The sequence below is a fragment of the Microcystis sp. M_QC_C_20170808_M3Col genome, from assembly GCF_007095505.1.
Taxonomy (GTDB): domain Bacteria; phylum Cyanobacteriota; class Cyanobacteriia; order Cyanobacteriales; family Microcystaceae; genus Microcystis.
In genome coordinates, this window is the sequence record NZ_SFBY01000479.1 from 1 (window position 1) to 17,232 (window position 17,232).

At 41.1% G+C, this 17,232-nt stretch carries 14 protein-coding genes and 1 tRNA gene; 9 read left to right on the forward strand and 6 right to left on the reverse strand.

Going from position 1 to position 17,232, the window contains the following annotated elements:
* A partial coding sequence (locus tag EWV84_RS22150) for an RRXRR domain-containing protein (protein WP_287080119.1) occupies nucleotides 1–272 on the reverse strand: 272 nt, incomplete at its 3' end.
* A gap of 480 nt (nucleotides 273–752) precedes the next feature.
* Here EWV84_RS22150 and rdgB point away from each other — a divergent pair.
* Nucleotides 753–1,346, forward strand: a complete 594-nt coding sequence (gene rdgB, locus EWV84_RS22155) for an RdgB/HAM1 family non-canonical purine NTP pyrophosphatase (protein ID WP_287080120.1) — start codon at nucleotides 753–755, stop codon at nucleotides 1,344–1,346.
* On the opposite strand, the gene lipA is transcribed toward rdgB, so the two are convergent.
* On the reverse strand, nucleotides 1,309–2,214 hold the full coding sequence (gene lipA, locus EWV84_RS22160; protein ID WP_287080131.1) for a lipoyl synthase: 906 nt from the start codon (nucleotides 2,212–2,214) through the stop codon (nucleotides 1,309–1,311). The genes rdgB and lipA overlap by 38 nt on opposite strands.
* A 71-nt stretch (nucleotides 2,215–2,285) precedes the next feature.
* Here lipA and EWV84_RS22165 point away from each other — a divergent pair.
* The 3 genes from EWV84_RS22165 to EWV84_RS22175 all read left to right on the forward strand — a co-directional run bounded on the left by EWV84_RS22165 (nucleotide 2,286) and on the right by EWV84_RS22175 (nucleotide 5,876).
* Nucleotides 2,286–2,359: transfer RNA gene (locus EWV84_RS22165), tRNA-Pro, on the forward strand.
* 225 nt (nucleotides 2,360–2,584) lie between these two features.
* Entirely contained in the window at nucleotides 2,585–2,722 is a 138-nt protein-coding gene (locus tag EWV84_RS22170) for a BrnT family toxin (protein WP_353806953.1), read from the forward strand.
* Nucleotides 2,723–2,822: 100 nt separating this feature from the next.
* On the forward strand, nucleotides 2,823–5,876 hold the full coding sequence (locus EWV84_RS22175; protein ID WP_287080134.1) for a type ISP restriction/modification enzyme: 3,054 nt from the start codon (nucleotides 2,823–2,825) through the stop codon (nucleotides 5,874–5,876).
* A 176-nt stretch (nucleotides 5,877–6,052) separates the two neighbouring features.
* Here the strand turns inward: EWV84_RS22175 and EWV84_RS22180 are convergent, their stop codons facing one another.
* Nucleotides 6,053–6,448: a helix-turn-helix domain-containing protein gene (locus tag EWV84_RS22180; protein ID WP_287080122.1), complete on the reverse strand. Its 396-nt coding sequence runs from the start codon at nucleotides 6,446–6,448 to the stop codon at nucleotides 6,053–6,055.
* A 372-nt stretch (nucleotides 6,449–6,820) separates the two neighbouring features.
* Here EWV84_RS22180 and EWV84_RS22185 point away from each other — a divergent pair, with 372 nt between their 5' ends.
* Nucleotides 6,821–7,114 (forward strand): hypothetical protein, encoded by a 294-nt coding sequence (locus tag EWV84_RS22185; protein WP_286826911.1) that lies wholly within the window; start codon nucleotides 6,821–6,823, stop codon nucleotides 7,112–7,114.
* On the opposite strand, the gene hrcA is transcribed toward EWV84_RS22185, so the two are convergent.
* Both hrcA and EWV84_RS22195 read right to left on the reverse strand, forming a co-directional pair.
* Nucleotides 7,101–8,177, reverse strand: coding sequence for a heat-inducible transcriptional repressor HrcA (gene hrcA, locus EWV84_RS22190; protein ID WP_287080123.1), 1,077 nt, complete (start codon nucleotides 8,175–8,177; stop codon nucleotides 7,101–7,103). The two genes, EWV84_RS22185 and hrcA, sit on opposite strands and share 14 nt — an antisense overlap.
* A gap of 136 nt (nucleotides 8,178–8,313) precedes the next feature.
* A complete protein-coding gene (locus EWV84_RS22195) occupies nucleotides 8,314–8,652 on the reverse strand; it encodes a rhodanese-like domain-containing protein (RefSeq protein WP_287080126.1) in 339 nt (112 codons plus the stop codon).
* Between the two features lie 318 nt (nucleotides 8,653–8,970).
* On the opposite strand from EWV84_RS22195, the gene sbcC reads away from it, so the two are divergent.
* From sbcC to recJ, 3 genes are read left to right on the forward strand one after another with little or no spacing between them, the layout of a single operon-like run.
* Entirely contained in the window at nucleotides 8,971–11,994 is a 3,024-nt protein-coding gene (sbcC, locus tag EWV84_RS22200) for an exonuclease subunit SbcC (protein WP_286826914.1), read from the forward strand.
* Nucleotides 11,995–12,013: 19 nt separating this feature from the next.
* Nucleotides 12,014–12,268: a MoaD/ThiS family protein gene (locus EWV84_RS22205; RefSeq protein ID WP_004163207.1), complete on the forward strand. Its 255-nt coding sequence runs from the start codon at nucleotides 12,014–12,016 to the stop codon at nucleotides 12,266–12,268.
* A 44-nt stretch (nucleotides 12,269–12,312) separates the two neighbouring features.
* On the forward strand, nucleotides 12,313–14,595 hold the full coding sequence (gene recJ / locus EWV84_RS22210; RefSeq protein ID WP_287080128.1) for a single-stranded-DNA-specific exonuclease RecJ: 2,283 nt from the start codon (nucleotides 12,313–12,315) through the stop codon (nucleotides 14,593–14,595).
* Between the two features lie 271 nt (nucleotides 14,596–14,866).
* On the opposite strand, the gene EWV84_RS22215 is transcribed toward recJ, so the two are convergent.
* Nucleotides 14,867–15,814 carry a spermine/spermidine synthase domain-containing protein gene (locus EWV84_RS22215; protein ID WP_286826918.1) on the reverse strand — a complete coding sequence of 316 codons (948 nt, stop codon included), beginning with the start codon at nucleotides 15,812–15,814 and terminating at the stop codon, nucleotides 14,867–14,869.
* Between the two features lie 173 nt (nucleotides 15,815–15,987).
* On the opposite strand from EWV84_RS22215, the gene accA reads away from it, so the two are divergent.
* Nucleotides 15,988–16,977 (forward strand): acetyl-CoA carboxylase carboxyl transferase subunit alpha, encoded by a 990-nt coding sequence (gene accA, locus EWV84_RS22220; RefSeq protein ID WP_287080130.1) that lies wholly within the window; start codon nucleotides 15,988–15,990, stop codon nucleotides 16,975–16,977.
* The last annotated feature ends 255 nt before the right edge of the window (nucleotides 16,978–17,232 follow it).

Below are 17,232 nucleotides of genomic sequence, written 5' to 3' on the forward strand. Positions count from 1 at the left end.
ACTCGTTTAAAAGGAAGTTCTAAGTGAGCTTTCCAAAGAGTAAAAAGAGAGGATTGAACGCCAATTCCAGAGAATAATTTACCCGGGTCAATACCAATGGCAATCGGTTGGGTTTTGTTGTTAGAGGATTCAGTGGTTAGCTGGACATAGAAAATATCTAAATCGTTGAATTTACCGATAGCTTTTCCTTCCTTAATCCACCGTCTGGCCCGACTGGGTTTGGTGGGCATCAACGGTTTTCCGTCTTTTGAGATAACAGGAACTCTTTCCATGGAGATAATCCTTAAGAGTCAAGTTAAAGTCCCTTTCCGCAACACAATCAAGATGTCTTGTCTAACAACGCTTTACCAATAAAGCTTAGAGGGAATCCGAACTAGGGAAGCATTCGGAAGTCTGTGCCAGATTGTGTCTCGATGCGGTAGTCTCTACTTGCGTCGCCTAAATTGGTCTAGGCAAGCCCCGTCGCTTTTAGGGCGGGGTTAGTGACAAAGACAATTGCTGTCAAACCAGCGAGCCGAGTATTTTGGATGTATTCGTACTTCCTTGATATGTTTGTCTTTGAGTCTTTCAGTCAATGGGAATTTTAAGGAACCCATCCTTAACTTTAATCCTCGCAATAATCAGGGGGAAATGTCCGTCCGATCCAAAGCAGTCAGGGAGTTAAAAGTATTCACTGTATATTTAGTGTATAGTGAAATATTCTCAACGTCAAGCCGTCCTTTTAGGCCGGGGTTTCCAACCGATTATTTTCGATGAAAAAATTAATTCTAGCCACGAGTAACCCGGGTAAATTAGCAGAGATAGGCGAATACTTAACTGATATCGACCTAGAATTGCAGTTAAAACCCGATTATTTAGAAATAGAGGAAACAGGGGCGACTTTTGCTGAAAATGCCTATTTAAAAGCTGCTCAAATTGCCCTAACATTGGGAGAATGGTCGATCGCTGATGATTCGGGATTGGAAGTAACTGGGTTAGGAAATGCACCGGGGATTTACTCGGCCCGCTACGGTCAAAATGATCGAGAAAGAATCGAGCGCTTAGTCAGAGAATTAGGAGATAATCAGGATCGCTCGGCCCGTTTTGTCTGTGTAATTGCGATCGCCCGTCCCGATGGTGAGATTGCCTTGAGCGCCACAGGAATCTGCACGGGAGAAATTCTCACCAGTCCTAGGGGTGAAGGTGGTTTTGGTTACGATCCGATTTTTTATGTCCCCGAATACGCTTTAACCTTTGCGGAAATGTTGCCCGAATTAAAAAGAAAAATTAGCCACCGAGGACGAGCTTTTCAGCAATTACTGCCCCATCTCAAGACTCTCGCGGATACAAATTCATTAAGGCTCTGACTTGTTCAGCATGATAAGAGCTTCTTGTCAAGGGACTCGCAACAATTTGTAAAAATCCCAGAGACTCCCCGTATTCGCGCCAAAGGTTGAACTGTTCGGGGGTGACAAATTCCTGTACACCGAGATGTTTTGGCGATGGTTGCAGATACTGCCCGATGGTGAGAATATCACAATCGACGGCCCGTAAATCGCCCATCACTTGGCGCACTTCCTCGTCGGTTTCCCCCAATCCCACCATAATGCCCGATTTTGTGTAGGTAGCGGGAACAATGGCGCGGGCGCGCTGCAATAATTCTAGAGAACGCTGGTAATCACCCTGGGGACGCACGCGACGATAGAGACGGGGAACGGTTTCGGTATTGTGGTTTAAAACTTCAGGTTTAGCGGCAAGAATTGAAGCTAAAGCCTGCCAATTGCCACAAAGGTCGGGAATCAACACTTCGATAGTGGTTTTTGGGGAAATGCGGCGAATTTCCTCGATACAACGGACAAATTGACTAGCGCCACCATCAGCCAAATCATCGCGATTGACAGAAGTGATCACTACATGATTAAGATCAAGACGTTGCACGGCTGCCGCTAGTCGCTGGGGTTCCGTGGAGTCTAAAGGTTGCGGTTTTTTCTCAAAATCGATATCACAGTAAGGACAGGCGCGAGTGCAAGCAGGACCCATAATTAAAAAAGTAGCCGTCCCCGCGTGGAAACATTCGCCGATATTGGGGCAGGAAGCCTCCTCACAAACGGTATTTAAGCCTAAATCGCGTAAAACCTCCTTAACACTGCCGACTCGTTGCCATTGCGGTGCTTTTACCCGTAACCACTCTGGTTTGACCGTCACGCCTGAACTACTCCGATAATTTTTGCCTATATCTGTAATATCCTAGCAAGTCTCGACCCACTCAAGGCAGAATATGCTATGATAATTTAGCTGAAAATTTTCGGGATGTAGCGCAGCTTGGTAGCGCACTTCGTTCGGGACGAAGGGGCCGCAGGTTCGAATCCTGTCATCCCGATTAAAGACAATCAAGGGGAGAGGCAAAATCGGCTCTCTTGAGTTTGCTGGGTAAAATGTATTCTAAGATATAGTCCTGCCGGCGAGGGAGTGGAACTAACCACGAAGACATAAAGGACACAAAGATCGATCGCTCTTATATGGGTTAAACTTATCACACAAAGAATAAGAGAGTCCAAAATCTATCTTCTATTTAATTAGAACTACTTATGGTGAGATAAGATATATTACCCTTGGCCAATTAAAAGGTCGAGTTGTCTTAATCGTCCATACTCCTCGCTCTAATAAAATTCGTATAATCTCAATGAGAAAGGCAAACAATCGTGAGCAAAAAATCTATCAAAAGCGACTTGAAGAGAATTGATGCGATGACGGATGAGAATATCGATTATTCTGATATTCCGCCGTTAGGTGATGAATTTTTTACTCAAAAAACAGTATCTTTTTCGCCATCAAATAAGCCAATGTCTAGATTATTAATCAGCCAATATCAGGCGGAAGTTGAAAAGATTGTTCAATATGGCGGAAGTCGCAAGGAAACTTCGATTAGAGTCGCTTTTCAGAATTTGTTGAATGACTATTGCAAGGCGCGGGATTTTTTGTTAATTCCGGAGTTGGATTATCGCACCAAGTCGGGAAAAGTTGTCTATCCTGATGGGACGGTAAAGGATGCTTTACGGTTAGATTGGGGATATTGGGAAAGTAAGGACCAATATGATAATTTAGACGAAGAAATTGAGAAGAAGTTGGCGAAAGGCTACCCCAATGACAATATTTTATTTGAAGATTCCCAGACGGCGGTTTTAATTCAAGGAGGAGAGGAAAGACTGCGCGTCTCGATGCGCGATGATGAGGCTTTGGATGGGATTATTAATGCTTTTATTAATTATGTACGTCCGGAAGTTGAGGATTTTCGAGAGGCGATTGCTAGTTTTAAGGAAGATTTACCAACAATTTTGGAAGCGTTGCGGGGTTTAATTGCGTTGCAGTCGGAGACGAATCGGAATTTTGTGACAGCGCGGGACAATTTTTTAGAGATTTGTCGCAAGTCAATCAATCCAGAAATTAGCCTAGAAGATGTGCGAGAGATGATTATTCAGCATATTCTGACAGAGGATATTTTTATCAATATTTTTAATGAGTCCCAGTTTCACCGGGAAAATAATATCGCTAGGGAATTGCAGGGAGTGATTGAAACTTTTTTTACCGGTAATACAAAGCGCAATACTTTAGGAACAATTGAACGTTATTATGCAGTAATTCGGCGGACAGCGGCGAATATTTACAATCACCACGAGAAGCAGAAGTTTCTCAAGGCGATTTATGAGAATTTTTATAAAGCGTACAATCCGAAAGCGGCGGACCGGTTGGGAATTGTCTATACACCCAATGAAATTGTCCGTTTTATGATTGAAAGTGTCGATTATTTAGTTCATAAACATTTTGGTAAGTTGTTGGCGGATTCGGGTGTAGAAATTTTAGATCCGGCGACGGGGACAGGAACTTTTGTGACGGAGTTGATTGAGTATTTACCGAAGGATAAGTTACGGTACAAGTATAAGCATGAGATGCACTGTAATGAGGTGGCAATTCTGCCTTATTATATTGCTAATTTGAATATTGAGTTCACCTATAAGCAGAAGATGGGTGAGTATGAAGAGTTTGAGCATATCTGTTTTGTGGATACCCTGGATCATGCTGCTTTTCATCTCAAGCAGATGGATTTGTTTGCTATGTCGGTGGAGAATACCCAACGCATTCAAAATCAAAATGACCGCAATATTTCTGTAATTATTGGTAATCCTCCTTATAATGCAAATCAACAAAATGAGAATGATAATAATAAGAATCGGAAGTATCCGGCGATAGATAAGCGTATTAAGGATACCTATATTGAAGAAAGTACAGCGCAGAAGACAAAGCTATATGATATGTATTCTCGCTTCTTTCGTTGGGCTACAGATAGGTTAGGTGAAAATGGTATAATAGCTTTTATTACTAATTCTTCTTTCTTGGATGGTCGCTCTTTTGATGGATTTAGAAAATGTATTGAAAGTGAATTCGCCTATGCTTATTTTATAGATTTAGGAGGCAATGTCAGAAAAATTTCTGGCAGAGATGGTGTTTTCATTGGTGAAAAACACACAATTTTTGGTGCTGCTGCTATGACAGGTATTGTGATAAGTTTTTTAATTAAAGACAATCATAATACTCGAAATAAGCTTTTTTATGCGAATCCTTTTGATGTTCATGAATTGCGACAAAATAAACTTAATTATCTGCAAGTCAATGATTTCAAAGATATTCACTTTGAGCATATCATACCAGACAAAAAACATAATTGGATTGAACAATCAGATAATGATTTTAATGGCTTAATACCTGTAGTTGACAAAAATACTAAGCTATCTAAAAATCAAATTGATGAGGTAGCAATCTTTAAGTTGTACACAAATGGAATAAAGAGTAATAGAGATGAATGGGTATATGATTTCAATTCACAGCAACTTGAGAGCAAGATAAGTTATTTTATCGATATTTATAATTCAGATGTTTTTAAATACGCAGAAATGTCGTTATCTTCCAATGTAAATATTGATGAAATGGTAAATCTTAATATTAAATGGAGTAGGGACTTAAAGAAGCACTTAATTGCTAGACATAGCATTACTTTTGATAGGGCAAAAATTATATTTTCTCTCTTTCGTCCTTTTATAAAGCAATTATTTTACAGCGATTTTATACTCAATGATGTTCTAACTAACTATCATGCAGAATTGTTTGGGAAAGAATTTGATTATAGTAATAGTGTTATTTATTTTTCAGGTACTCCGCTTTCTAAACCTTTCCAAGTGTTTGCATCTAATGATTCTGCTAATTATGATTTTCTTGAAAAAACTCAATGTCTCCCTCTTTATCGCTACGACAAAGAAGGAAACCGTATCGATAATATCACCGATTGGGGATTGCAGCAATTCCAAAAACATTACAACGATAAAAACCTCACCAAACTCGATATCTTCCACTACACTTATGCAGTCCTTCACCACCCGGAATATCGCAGTAAATACGAATTAAACCTGAAGCGAGAATTTCCCCGGCTTCCCTTCTATGATAACTTTTATCAATGGGTAGAATGGGGAAGCAAACTAATGGAATTACATATCAACTATGAAACCGTTGAACCCTACCCACTTACTCGTATTGATACTAATAATAATCTCAAACCAAAAACTAAACTAAAAGCTGACCGAGAAAAAAATTCTATCAACCTCGACGATATCACTTTCCTACAAGATATTCCCAAAATTGCCTGGGAATATAAACTCGGTAATCGTTCAGCCTTAGAATGGATTTTAGATCAATATAAGGAAAAGAAACCCAAAGATCAAACCATCGCCGAAAGATTCAATACCTACCGCTTCGCCGATTATAAAGAAACAGTAATTGACTTATTACAAAGAGTCTGTACTGTCAGCGTCGAAACCATGAAAATAATAGAAGCGATGAGACATTAAAAAGATTGCTTCCGGGAAATCTTATTCTACACCCTGCCTCCAGTAAAAACTTTTTGCCGCAAACCCTAAATAAATTAGTTTGGCTCCTTTTTCTTCCAGAGCTTTATTGATGTCTTCACTAAAATTAATGGGACGGTTATCGCCTACATCCCGAACTTTATCCTTTGTATTCTTGTCTAAGTTTTTGTACTCTTTCTGTCTCTTTTGCGGGTGGGTGTAGAGTTTTTTTTGCGGGTTATTCTCAAGCGTTCGGCTATTCTGCCCACTGTCGCCACACTTAAAACTATACCAGTTCTTTCCAGGAATAGTTTCGATAGTTCAGCCAGAGTTGCGTCATTATTTTCCTCAATTAACTTACCGAGGACGATCATTTGTTCTGGCGTGAGTTTTAAATGACGTCCACATCGATAAGTCTTCGGTCGAACATCTCCCGTTTCTCGATATTGCTTCAAAAGCTTTTGTACGAAACTTAGGGTGACGCAGAATCTTTTCGCTAATTGTCTTTGAGAGATGGGTTCGTTATAATAACAGTCGAGGATTTTCTGACGGAACTCTACCGGATAGGATTTCATTTTTTGTGCGGTTTAGCTATCGATGACATTATACTTCATATTTGTGAGAAAGAAAGAAAAATGTTATAGTGGGTTTTCTGGCGCGACCCAAGCGATCGCTAAAGATGTTATTATCTAGGGTCTGCTGAATAAATCTAAAAACCTTATCCAACAAGGTTTTTAGACTTTTTTTCCCTCAAAAAGTGCCGGCCCTTGGAGTGATTGGGGGGAAAATTCAGGGACTTTTTCCCTGAAAATTAGGTAATTGACCACCTGAAAATCGGTAAAACCCTACACCCCAACCCCCAACCCCCAACCCCCACCGAAAAACTTTTTCAGCAGACCCTATCTAGGACAGTCAGCTGAAAATTCCCGCAACCTTCCTAGCCACCAATGAGAGCGATCGCTAAAGATGATATTCTTTATATTCACCATGAGGATGTGCCGGTTTACAAAAAAGGCGGTTCAGTGGTGAGAAATAGTTATTTTTGGGCGCTAAAATCGATCGCCTGTGGGGCGCGTCGGGGACAGGATTGGGAGTTCGATGGGGAGGTGTGGGTGGCGCTGGTGCGGATGTTGCTCTGTTTTGCCAATTCTGGCTATTTGGGCGATGGTGAGACAATTTTAGAGTTTACTGTCGATTGTCCTATTCCCGAACCTTTGCGGGCGATATCTACTTACTTATAGCCTCGCTGAGATAGTTAGCGGTGGATTCCACTAGGGGAATAGTATTTTCGTATAACATTCGCGTCGGTCCGATAATGCCAACACTACCGACGGGAGTATCTCCCTGTTTATAAAAAGCGGAGATAAGAGTACAAGGGCGCATGGATTCCAGAGGATTTTCGGAACCAATGGTGATTTTGACTTTTTTAGCTGATTTTTCTGGTTCTGGTCTTTGTAAAATCAGGGGTAAAAGGCGATCCTGTTCTGCTTCCAATAGGTGCAGTAACATTTGTACTTGTTGCCATTGGGCGAATTCTGGCTGTCGAATGACTTCAGCGACACCATGGACGATAATCTCTGGGTTGGCAGTGGATTGGAGACTAGCGCTGATTTCTTGGCTTAATTGTTGGAGAAAATGGGTATAACGGGCAAATTCTCGCTCGATTTGCTGCCAATCGAGGTTAATTAAATCTGCCAAGCAATAACCTTTTAATTTTTCCCCCAGAAAATTAGAGAGGATTTGTAATTCTTCTGCTAATCCATCCTCCTTGTCCGTTTCCATAGACTCGGGAATCTCGATCATAACCGAGCGTGTTTGTAAACTATCTGTAACAATAATTAACATAATCTGCCTGGCTGAGACGGGGATTAATTGCAGATGACGCAGGGTATTGGTGAGGGTGTGGGGGAGGGTAACGATAGCGATATAACCGCTTAAACCGGCTAAAAATTGGGTGGCCCGTTGCAGCAGACTTTCGAGACTCCAAGCGGGAGATTTAGCGTTTTGATGCAGATAATAGCCGATTTTTTCGCCGATACGGTCATCGGGAGTCATTAACTCATCGACGTAGAGACGATAACCCCAATCGGAGGGAATGCGTCCGGAGGAAGTGTGGGGTTGATAGAGTAGGCCTTCTTTTTCCAGTTTACCGAGAGCATTGCGAATAGTGGCGGAACTAACAGTAAATTTGTACTCCTCGATTAGAGTTTTCGAGCCAACTGGTTCGGCCGTGGCGATATAATGTTGGATTGTCGCCTTTAAGATATGTTGATAGCGATCGCTGAGATGGGTTCTAGCGGACATAGGGGAATAATCTTAACAAAAGATTTATAACATTTTTTTAGACAGTATAACGCTTATTCAGTTATCAGTTATCAGTATTCAATGGGGAGAAAGGGGATAGTTGACCTCTCTCTTTTCCCGATGGGGGCGATCAAAATTAGTAACGGGGAATATTAGGATCGACGAGGAGGGAATAAGCATCGATGCCACCGTTAATATTTTTAACATTAGTAAAACCCTGACTTTGTAGCCATTGGCACATTTGCAGGGATCTCATGCCATGGTGACAGATAACGAGGGTTTCTGCTTGGGGGTTGAATTGGGTGGCAATAGTGGGCGACCATTCTCGGTATTGACTCAAGGGTAAAATGGTAAAACTGGCTAGAGATGCGATCGCAACTTCCTCTGGTTCGCGCACATCAATAAGTTGTAAATTAGGATCATGATCGGCTAAACGGAGAGCGAGTTCATGGACGCTAATTTCGGGAATGTTCATAGATTTGGTTTTAAGAATCGGTTATCTTTCCTTTAGATTAGCAAATCGGGCGACTCCTGGCGGTTATCTGTGAACAGTGCCTAGGTTGTAATGATGGTGAGGAAAATTCTGGGAAACAAAAAAAAGCGCATTTGTCCCAGGCTTGATTTCAGTTAAGCTTTGATCAGAGGTTATTGCAGGAGGAGGTTATTGATACCGAATAGATTCACCCAGATGTATTGCGCTGAAGCTATCTTTTCCCCAGTTTTTTATCCTCTGATGAATTTCTAACCTATACTGCTTTCTCCCCCACTCCCTCACTTCCCCACTCCCCAGCTTATGATTCCCCTACAATTAACCCTGAAAAATTTTCTCAGTTATCGCGAGGCAGTGCTAGATTTTCGCGGATTACATACTGCCTGTATTTGTGGTGCCAATGGTGCGGGAAAATCCTCTTTACTCGAAGCAATTACTTGGGCAATTTGGGGAGAAAGTCGCACCTCGATTGCTGATGATGTGATTCATGCGGGCAGCGATTATGCGCGGGTAGATTTCGAGTTTAGTTATGGGGGAGAAATCTATAAAATTATCCGTAGTCGTCACCGGGGAGGGAAAGCTTCTAGTTTAGATTTTCAGGTGATTAATGATCAGAGTTTTCGTCCTTTATCGGGTAAAAGTATTAAAGATACCCAAGCACAGATTAATACTTATCTAAAAATAGACCATAAAACTTTCATTAATTCTGCTTATTTACGGCAGGGACAAGCGGACGAGTTTATGAAACAGCCTCCCAGTGGTCGTAAACAGATTTTAGCAGAATTATTGCAACTCGATCGCTATGAAATTTTAGCAAATAAAGCCAAGGATATATCGAAACAATTTGATGGACAGTCCCTCCAGATCGAGCAGCAAGTAGAAACTATCAAACTCCGTCTTCAGGAGAAAAATTCTTATCAGGAACACCTGCAAGAATTAAGCAGCCAAATTAACCAAATTAATCAAGAACAAGAGGTAAATAATCGGCGTTTACAGCAACTACAGGGGGAAGAAAATCAGCGTCAGAATTGGGAAAAACAGCTACAGTGGCAAAGAGAACAGGAGCGAGCTTTATTAGCAGAAATCGAGAGATTAGACCGGGAAAAAGTTAGTCTAGACAATCAATTAAATCAAATAAGGACTATTCTTCATCGCAAAAATGACATTATTACTGCACACGAGCGCCTAAGTAATTTAGACCAGAAAGAGGCAAGTTTGTCAAGTCAATTGCAAGCTTGGCAACAGGCCCAGTATGATAAACAACAATTAGAACAGAAATTACAGCAAAAAATTAACGAATTTACCCTTCCCATCCAACAAACGAGCGCTCGTTTAGAAGAATTGCGAAGACAGGAACAAGAAACTCAAAAAATTATCGAGCAAGCGGGGGATATTCAAGCAGGATTAGAGAAGTTAAATTATCATCGTCAACGTCTTCAGGAATTGGATAGATTAGCTTTAAAATATGCTCCTTTAAATAGCCGAAAAGCTGATTTAAATATGCAGTTGGAACGGGAAAAAGCTAAGATCAATGCTCGTTGGGAACAATTGCAAAAAAATCGGCAACAATTAGAGACAGAAATCGATCGTATTCCTCTACTAAGAGAGGAAGCTCTCAATTTAGCCAAACGAATTAAGGAACTAGATAAAAAACAAACCTATTGTGAACGAGTTGAAGAAAAGGAAACTCTTAAACAAGTGGATAAAAAAAGTTTATTGGAGCAACAGAAAAGATATGAAGAACAACTTTTAGAGTTAAGTGATAAATTGGAAAAATTAAATATTCCCGATTCGGTTTGTCCTCTGTGTGAACAGAATTTAGACAGTCATCACCGTCATCAAGTAATCAGGAAAACCCATCAACATCAAGAACAAATTCAAGAGCAAATCTGGTCCCTACAGGAACGGATGGCAGACTGCGATCGAGATTTAAAACGTTTAGGGGAGGAATTAGCCCAAATTAAACAAGAATTGCCGGCAAGATCGAATCTACAACAAAAATATGTGCAGTTGGAAGTCAAGTTAGAAACTATTGAAGAAAAGGAAATAGAACTAGAGAAAACCGAGGAGATACTTGTCGAGTTAGAAGCACTTTTAAGCAGTGGCAATTATGCCCTAGAATTCCAGCAAGAATTACAAATTGTCAATCAAGAAATCGCCTTTTTAAACTATGATGAACAAAGTCATGCTTTAGTCAGAGGAGAAGAAAAAAGATGGCGTTGGGCAGAAATTCAAGAATCAGAACTTAAGCAATCAAACCGTCGTTTAGCTAATATCAAGGCCGAAAAACCTAATTTAATTAATCAATTAGCTAGACTAGAACAAGAGAAGCAAGAACTATGTCAAAATTCCCCACTTAAACAGGAAATTAAAAGCTTAGAAAAGTTTATTCAAAACTTAAATTATGATCGCAGTGAACATCAGAATATTCAAAATCTGATCCGACAATTACAGGGGGTAAGATTACAGTATCAAGACTGGCAACAAGCAGAAAAAAATTATCCAGAAATAGCCGCTAAAATCGCTGACATTGAGCAAAGATTACAGCTGCGAAATCAGGATCGCCAGAAGCTGAATCAGGAGTTAGCAAATATTAGTCAAAAGATTGGTACTTTGACTGACTATCGCCAAGAAATAGCCGCATTATCGACCAATATTCAACAGCGAAGACAGATAATTGATGGATTGCTCTCCCAAAAAGGTCGGGTTGAGGAGAAATTACATCAACTAGAAACTTTAGGTAAACAACTGACAGAAAAAGAGGGCGATTTAGCTAAAGTTAAAAAACAATATACAGTTTATAAAGAGTTAGCCATAGCTTTCGGTAAAAATGGTTTACAAACTCTGATGATTGAGAATGTTTTACCGGAGTTGGAAGCACAAACTAATTATATCTTAGCTCGCTTAACTGGTAATCAATTTCATGTGCAGTTTTTAACCCAAAAAAGCGGTAAAGGTACGAAGAAACAGCGACAAAAGTTAATCGATACTTTAGATATTATTATTGGCGATACCAGGGGATCTCGTCCCTACGAAACCTATTCAGGAGGGGAAGCTTTTCGGATTAATTTCTCGATTCGATTAGCTTTAGCGAGATTATTGGCACAAAGAGCCGGAACAGCCCTACAAATGCTCATTGTTGACGAAGGATTCGGAACTCAGGATGCGGAAGGATGCGAGCGCTTAATTGCGGCAATTAACGCTATATCCGCCGATTTTGCCTGTATTTTGACTGTCACCCATATGCCCCAATTTAAAGAAGCTTTTCAACATCGCATCGAAGTCCGCAAAACCGAACAGGGTTCCCAATTGATGTTATTATCCTAGGAAAAATATTGATGTAAAGATGGAAAAGATTACGATCACAGTGAAACTATTTGCTATTTATCAAGAAGTCTATCAAACTTCACAATTAAACCTCGAATTTCCTGCCCACACTTCCGTTACAGAAGTGTTAAACTATATTATAGCCCCCTATCCTCAATTAGAAAGATGGCGCGATGTTACTCGTTTTGGAGTCAATCTTCAGTTTGTTTCGGGAGAGAAAATCCTCAAAAATGGCGATGAGATAGTTTTGATTCCCCCCGTTAGTGGTGGCTAAATTGACTGCCACCTTTTTTACTTTTTACTTTTCCCTGATATCCCGTGTCTAACTGGCAAATTCCCCCATCGGTAGCTCTTCCCCAAGAGTTTTTAAAAATAGTCCAATACTATACCCCAGAGTCGGATGGCAGCGTCGTAGCACAAATATTATGGCATCGCGGTGTCCGGGATATGGCGACTCTGGGGACGTTTCTGGATGAGAAAGCTTATCAGTCAAAAACTCCCTTTGATTTTGGGCAAGAAATGAACTTCGCCGTCAAAAGACTGGAAAAAGCCCTAAATAAAGGCGAAAAAGTGACTATTTGGGGTGATTTCGATGCCGATGGTGTCACCGCTACCAGTGTCCTCTGGGAAGGATTAGGGCAGTTTTTCCCACCCTATCAACAGTTAGATTATTACATACCCGATCGCCAAAAAGAATCCCACGGCCTTAATTGTCCCGGTATCGAGAAACTAGCGCATCAAGGAACCCGTTTAATCGTCACCTGTGACACAGGAAGCACGAATATCGCTGAAATTGACTATGCAAACAGTCTAGGCATCGATATTATCATCACCGATCATCATACCCTACCCGACGAGCGCCCCGAGGTGATTGCCCTGATTAATCCCCGCTACTTTGTGGAAACCCATCCTTTCTATCATCTTTCTGGGGTTGCCGTTGCTTATAAATTAGTGGAAGCGATGTATTTAACCCTGGCAGATATTCCCAGAAAACCCCTAGAAAATTTACTCGATTTAGTTGCGATTGGTTTAATTGCCGATTTAGTCAAATTGACGGGAGAATGTCGTTATTTAGCCCAAAAAGGTCTTCAAAAACTGCAAAATACTCAGCGTTTGGGAGTTAAAAAATTACTCGATTTATGTAACAAAACCGGAGATAGACCGATGGATATATCCTTCGGTATTGGACCGCGCATTAATGCCGTCAGTCGCATTTATGGCGATGCTAGATTTTGTGTGGAATTACTTACCAGTGAAGATGAAAAACGTTGTCACGAATTAGCTGAACAAGCGGAATTGGCCAATATTCGTCGCCAAGAAATCCAACGGGATATTATTAAACAAGTTCAGAAAAAACTAGAAAGAATTGATCTTTCTACCACTAATGTAATTATTTTAGATGATCCCCAATGGATGGCGGGAATTTTAGGATTAGTTGCGGGACAAATTGCCCAAGAATACCAACGACCGACAATTTTATTAAGTACCAGTGAACCACCTTTTGCTAAGGGTTCCGCTAGGTCAATTCGCGAGATCGATCTCTATCAATTAGTATCCTCTCAATCCCATCTTTTACATCGTTTTGGTGGTCATCCTTTGGCCGCAGGTTTAAGTTTAACTATAGAAAATTTACCCCTATTTATTGAGGGAATTAATCAACAATTGCGACGCACAGGAATTGATTTAACTTCCCTTTCTCCTGAGATAGAAGTGGATGCAGTGGTGACGGTTTCCCAATTGGGAAAAAGTCTATTTCGAGAATTAAAATTACTGGAACCCTGCGGGATGGGTAATCCCACACCGAAGTTATTAATTCAAAATTGTTATTTTCACAATCTTTGGCATAAAAATCTTCAAGATTTTAAGGGCAGAAAAATCGCTTATCCCCGGACAACTTTTGAGATCTGGGATAGTTCAATCGAGCAGGGATTCCCCGGTATGTGGTGGGGTCATCACAAAGACGAAATTGCTGCCGATACCCGTTATGATGCCGTAGTTGAATTGGATTTTAATACCTACAAAAATCGCTATGAAGTTCGCTTAATTGCCTTGCATCCCTATCAACAAGAATCCCTAACCTATAGCAATAAAAAAGATTTTTTAATCGACAATCGCCATCGAGAAATTAATCGAGAAGTTAGCCAATTAAATCCCCTTTTTCTCTGGGAATGTCCCCGGGATTGGACAAAACTTTCCCGGGAATATCAACAGGCAATTTTACGGGATAAAAAGTTAGTTCTTGCCTATGGTAGTCCTTTGAAAAAATCCGCTCACAGCACATGGATAAACCTTGTCGGGATCGGGAAATATTTAGCTAGAACTAAAACCAGTATTTCCCGTCAACAATTACAAAACCGCTTAAACCTCAGTTATCATACCCTAGAATTAGGATTAATTGCCTTAGCAGAAAATGGCTTTAAAGTCAATAAAAATCAAGAAAATTTATCCTTTGAATTAGTCAATCATGAGGCAAAAATTAATAAGATTGAGCAATTTCTAGAAGCGGTGGCACTAGAAAACTTTCTCCAGCAATACTTTGCTACTGTTCCCCTAGAAATTCTGCAAACAATTCTTAATCATGAAGACTCGATCGATTTCTAGTTAGGGTTTGCGGCAAAAAGTTTTTCGGTGGGGTGTAGGGTGTGGGGTGTGGGGTGTAGGGTGTGGGAATTATGAATTATGAATTATGAATTATAAATTATGAAATGGGGAAATGGGGAAATGGGGAGATGGGGAAGTGGGGAAGTGGGGAAGTGGGGAAGTGGGGAAGTGGGGAAGTGGGGAAGTGGAGCATTTGGCTGAAATTTCCCTAAACCCCTAAATCCCTATCACCCTATCACCCGACTCCTGACGACCGACTCCTGATTACTGATTACTGGTCACTGATTACTCCTTGACCGAAGAATTTCGGGGGTTTTGCCAGGGTATAAACTTCCGTATTTTGTGCGATTGCTTGACGAATATAGAGAGGAGTTTGTAACATTCCTAGTAAACTCATGCCATCAATTAAACGTAATCCTCCCGTAGTTGTATCGGTGATTAATTCATCTACCACATCGGGATCGGGACGAGTATTTAAAGGATGATTAGCACAGAGAGTAAAACCCCAAGGGGAACCATAACTAGGAGTGGGAGCGCAATAGGAATGAACGTAGGGAAAAACTGCTTTTAAAGTATTCACCAAACGCGCATGATACATCACCGAAGGAGGAGAAACCGGGCCAGATTGGACAACAACAATGCCATTTGCTGCCAAAACTCTTTGTAGTTTTTCAAAGTATTCTTTCGTGAATAGGGGGAAAGAAGGACCCTCTTCGATGGGATCAACCAGATCGGATATAATAATATCCCATTTATCGTTAGTGGTGTCTAAAACTTCTAAAGCATCAGCGACAACTAACTGAAAACGAGGATCATCAAAAGTGCCTTGGTGCATTTCGGGAAGATGTTCCTTACAAGCTGCCACCACATCCCCATCGATATCGATCATCATCACTTTTTCGATTGTTTTCCAACGCAATAATTCCCGGGTTGTCGCACCTTCACCACCTCCCAGAATTAAAGCAGTTTTTGGTTCTTGGTGGGCAATCATTGCCGGTTGCACTAATGCTTCATGATAAATAAATTCATCCCCCGTACAAGATTGCCATTTGCCATCCAGTACCAAGGCTTTTCCATAGGCCCCCGATTCAACAATATACATCTCCTGAAAAGCGGTTTTTTTGTAGGCTAAAATCCGGGAAACCCCATGACTATAAATGTCCCAGGGGGTAATATATTCGTTAACCCATAGATCCGCTTTTAGTTCACTTCCTGCCATAACTAATCCTCCTTGGGGTGAAAAAGGCACGATCTATTATTATACCACAATTAACCAATTTTGATCAATAACCTTAATCATCCCCCGGTAATCCCGAAGCTGTCGATAATCGATCGCTGAAAAACGGTAAGCTAGAAAAGATTAGCTTAAAGTAAATTTATAGCCACTAACCTATGACTAAAAACGAGACTACCGAGAAAAAGATTTTTCTCCTAGATTTTGAGAAACCCCTCTACGAATTAGAATCCCGCATCGAACAGATTAAAGAATTAGCCCAAGAAAATAGCGTAGATGTCTCGGAACAAATTAGTCAACTAGACGAACGAGCTAATCAATTACGTCGTGAAATTTTTAGCAATCTCACCCCTTCCCAAAGGCTACAATTAGCCCGTCATCCCCGGCGCCCCAGTACCCTAGACTATATTCAAGCAATCACCGATGAATGGTTCGAGTTACACGGTGATCGCGGTGGTTACGACGATCCCGCTCTTGTGGGTGGTGTTGCCCGTTTTAACGGTCGTCCCGTGGTGATTATCGGGCATCAAAAAGGCCGGGATACTAAGGATAATGTGGCTAGAAATTTCGGCATGGCTGCCCCCGGTGGTTATCGTAAAGCCATGCGTTTAATGGAACACGCCCATCAGTTTAATCAGCCAATTTTAACCTTTATTGACACCCCCGGCGCCTGGGCGGGGGTGGAAGCGGAAAAATTAGGTCAAGGAGAAGCGATCGCCTATAATCTTCGGGAGATGTTCCGTTTAGATGTACCGATCATTTGTACTGTTATTGGCGAAGGTGGTTCGGGCGGTGCTTTGGGCATTGGGGTCGGCGATCGCCTATTAATGTTAGAGCATTCTGTCTATACCGTGGCGACTCCCGAAGCTTGTGCCGCTATTCTCTGGAAAGATGCCAAAAAATCCGATAAAGCAGCAGTTGCCCTCAAAATTACCTCAAAAGATTTAAAAGAGTTAAATATTATCGATCAGATCGTTCTTGAACCCTCCAGAGGGGCCCATGCTGATCCGATTAAAGCGGCAGCCAATTTAAAAGCCGCTATCAGTGAAAATTTAGAGGCTTTATCTTTGTTAACACCCCAACAACGGCGCGAATCTCGTTATCAAAAATTCCGCAATTTAGGCGTATTTTTAGAAGCTACAGCTTAATCAGTGAGCAGTGAGCAGTTATCAGATGTGAGTTTTCAGTGATTAGTTTGTTTTGTAGATTTGGAAGATTTCAGCTTCAGTTTAAGGGTTGCACCGACAAAGCTATAATATTGGTGGCAGGTTCAAGAACACACCAATTGACATCCTCGCCGCCCTAAAAGTGCGGCGATTCCTAAACCTCACGATTTAAGTTTCTGCTTCAACCACCGTTGCATACCACGGTTAAAAAACCATGTACTGTCTTACACAAAGTCC